The organism is Bradyrhizobium sp. ORS 375 (genome assembly GCF_000239775.1).
Taxonomy (GTDB): domain Bacteria; phylum Pseudomonadota; class Alphaproteobacteria; order Rhizobiales; family Xanthobacteraceae; genus Bradyrhizobium.
This window is the reverse complement of record NZ_CAFI01000247.1, coordinates 1-2,808: the sequence shown is the minus strand read 5'-3', so window position 1 is coordinate 2,808 and position 2,808 is coordinate 1. Positions and strand designations below refer to the sequence as shown.

Below are 2,808 nucleotides of genomic sequence, written 5' to 3'. Positions count from 1 at the left end.
CGAGGCGCCGAAGCCCGAGCAGCCGTCGGCGCTGTCGTCGTTCTTCCGCCGCTCCTGAGCCCGAATCATTCCATGGCGAAAGCCGCTTGTCGCGGACTGTGAAAGCAGTCCGTGAAGCGGCTTTGCGGCTTGTCCGCCGATCCGTTCCGCAGCATAGTCCCGCGCATGAAAAAGACCCCGTTCCGCCTCTCGCCGTATCAGGTGCAATGGCTCCTGATCGTCGGCTTCGTCACCGTCGGCTACGCCCTTTATCTGCGCTATCTCGCGATCGAGCTGTCGAGCGTTGCGCTCGCCTGCGACGCCGGCCTGCAGACGCTCGCCTGCAAGAGCCGCGCGGTAGCGACGACGCTGTTCAAGAATTCGGTGTTCGGCGCGACCGCGCTGGTGATCGCGGTGCTGCACGTGATGCGGCCATCGATCGTGCTCTTGACCGGCGGGTTGATCGCCGCCGGCCTCGGCATCGTGCTCTACAACATCGTGCTGTCGGGCCTGGCGATCGGCCTGCTCATCCTCGGATTTGCGCGGCCCGCGCCCGCCACAGCGTAACGGCGAGCGTCAGGTACATCGCGCAGGTCCACAGCGCCTGCCAATTGTCGCGGCCTTCGTTATAGATCACATAGACCGAGGAGATCGCCAGCAGGCCGGCGAAGCTGGCCTCGGCGATCGGCCGCGGGCCCTGCGCCGGACGGTTGCCGAGCAGCATCGCGAACGGCACGACCGCCATGGTCAGGCTGGCGAACGGGAAGTCGCGGTAGCGCGGATCGAACACGAAGCCGAGCGCGGTCTCGGCCGCGATCAGCACGGTGATGACCAGCACGAGGCCCAGCGCATAGGTGATCTTGAGCTGCTTGCGGCCGTCATCCGGGCCGAGCAGGTCGAGGAAGGTCGGCAAGGGACGGCCGGCCATGGCGGCATTGGCCGCCAGGATCGGAGCCAGCACGCCGGCGGCGAGCAGCGCGCCCCATTGCAGCCAGCCGCCGAAACCGAGGCTCTCATAGTACATCTTGTCCGCGGCCATGCCGAACAGCACGCCGGCGGTGGTCGCTGAGATTCCCACCCCGATCCAGGCCGAGATGTGCGGCGGCCAGGGACGGCGGCGCACGGTCAGCCAGCCCGTGAGGAACACCACGAACGACAGGATCATGCCCGCCGCCATCTGCAGCTTCCACTGCGGATAGTTGCTGACGGGCTCGCCGGGCGGGTATTTCAGCGCCCGCGTGTCGTCGCTGATCAGGCCCCAATAGCCGCCGACCGTACCCTCGAGCTTGCGCTTCCAGGGCTGGTCATAGGCCTCGATCAGGTTGACGCGGAAATTCTCGCGCTTGGCGAGAGAGAGGATCTCCGACACCACGCGGGCCTGGTTGGCGCGCGACGGCAGCGCGCCCTCGCGCATGCGGCCCTCGCTCGGCCAGCCGGTCTCGCCGATCAGGATCTCCTTGCCGGGGAACGCCACGCCGACCTGCTGGCGGATGGTGTCGACATGCGAGGCGGCGAATTTCGCGCGCACCGGCATGTCCTCCCAATACGGCAGGATATGAACGGTGACGAAGTCGACGATGTCGTAGAGCTCGCGGTTGCGCAGCCAAAATTCCCAGACGTCGGCATAGGTCACGGGAACCTGGACCTGTGCCTTGACGCTGCGGATGGTCGCCGCGAGGTCGGCGGTGGTCATCTCACCGCGCAGCAGCACCTCGTTGCCGACGACGACGCCGGTGATGACCTTCGGATAGCGCTTGATGAGGTCGACCGCGATGCCGATCTGCTGCTGGTTCTTCAGCTTGTTGGAGCCGAGCCAGATGCCCTGGATGACCTTGATGCCGACCCGCGACGCGATTCCCGGCACCTGGTCGAGGCCGTTCTCGATCGAATAGGTGCGGACGCATTCTGAGATCTTGGCGAGCTGCACCAGGTCCTGCTCGATCTGCTCGGCGTCGATATGCGTGGTCGGATCCAGCGGGCTCTGCTGGCCGCGGAACGGCGCGTAGGACACGCACTGCACCTTCGAATCGAGCTCGATCGGCGCGCGGGCGAGCGTGATGGGCTTGGCCAGCCACCACCAAGCAGCGGCGATGACACCCAAGGACATGAGCAGAAGCGCCAGCGGCGTACGAAGGGATTTCAGTTCCGTTCTCCAGGCAGGGTGGTGTCGATTACCCGGTCGGCGGCGATCTGCCAAGTAGGCGATCGGTCAGCAATCGGAGGGGCTGCCGCGGCGCGCCCAGGCGCGGGCAGCTCCGATCCCAATCCGGCTTTTACGATGACGCGAGAAAGTTGGGGCGTTGCTGGACAAAATCCGAGATTCCGGTCATTGGGAATCCCGGTTGCCTCGCCCTTTGCGTCCGCTGCTTCTGGCTGTTCACTCGCCCGTTAGGAACGGCAGTTTAGGAACACCGCGCGACGGTCGGAATCAACCTCCCGCCGCAATCGGGACCGATTTGATCGGCATCAACACTGCGTCCCCCAGGGGACGGCATGAAGGCAACATTCGGGGAATTTATGGGTCGACGCGTGCTCCAGTCCAAGTTTTCGGTTTTGCGCCTTGTCGCATCCGTGGGTGTTGCGGTCCTGGTCGGCACGCCCGGCGCCTTCGCCCAGAGCGGCAACGACCACCCCCCGGACCAAAAGCCGCAGGCCTCCAGCCCGGCCGACCTCAAGGAAAACCAGCGCAAGGCCGACGAGTTCACCGAGGCCGCGCAGGCGCTGAGCGGCGGGCCCGCCGGCAACCCGGAATGCGTCTGGCTCGGCCGCCGCGTCGTGCAGCTGATGTACCGCGACGACCTCGATACCGCGTTCCGCCACCTCGACCTG

At 66.0% G+C, this 2,808-nt stretch carries 2 protein-coding genes and 1 pseudogene; 2 read left to right on the top strand and 1 reads right to left on the bottom strand.

The features are described from left to right. Positions 1–165: 165 nt before the first annotated feature. Positions 166–546, top strand: a complete 381-nt coding sequence (locus BRAO375_RS19280; protein ID WP_008963041.1) for a hypothetical protein — start codon at positions 166–168, stop codon at positions 544–546. Here the strand turns inward: BRAO375_RS19280 and BRAO375_RS19275 are convergent. After that, a complete protein-coding gene (locus tag BRAO375_RS19275; RefSeq protein ID WP_009029130.1) occupies positions 506–2,086 on the bottom strand; it encodes a glycoside hydrolase family 17 protein in 1,581 nt (526 codons plus the stop codon). The two genes, BRAO375_RS19280 and BRAO375_RS19275, sit on opposite strands and share 41 nt — an antisense overlap. A 410-nt stretch (positions 2,087–2,496) precedes the next feature. Here BRAO375_RS19275 and BRAO375_RS19270 point away from each other — a divergent pair. Then, positions 2,497–2,808: pseudogene (locus BRAO375_RS19270) on the top strand (beta-1-3, beta-1-6-glucan biosynthesis protein); the annotation flags it as partial.

What these genes read in the sequence shown, in the direction of transcription:
- BRAO375_RS19275 (WP_009029130.1), bottom strand. Translation starts at nt 2,086, where the DNA reads ATGTCCTTGGGTGTCATCGCCGCTGCTTGGTGGTGGCTGGCCAAGCCC.
- BRAO375_RS19280 (WP_008963041.1), top strand. Translation starts at nt 166, where the DNA reads ATGAAAAAGACCCCGTTCCGCCTCTCGCCGTATCAGGTGCAATGGCTC.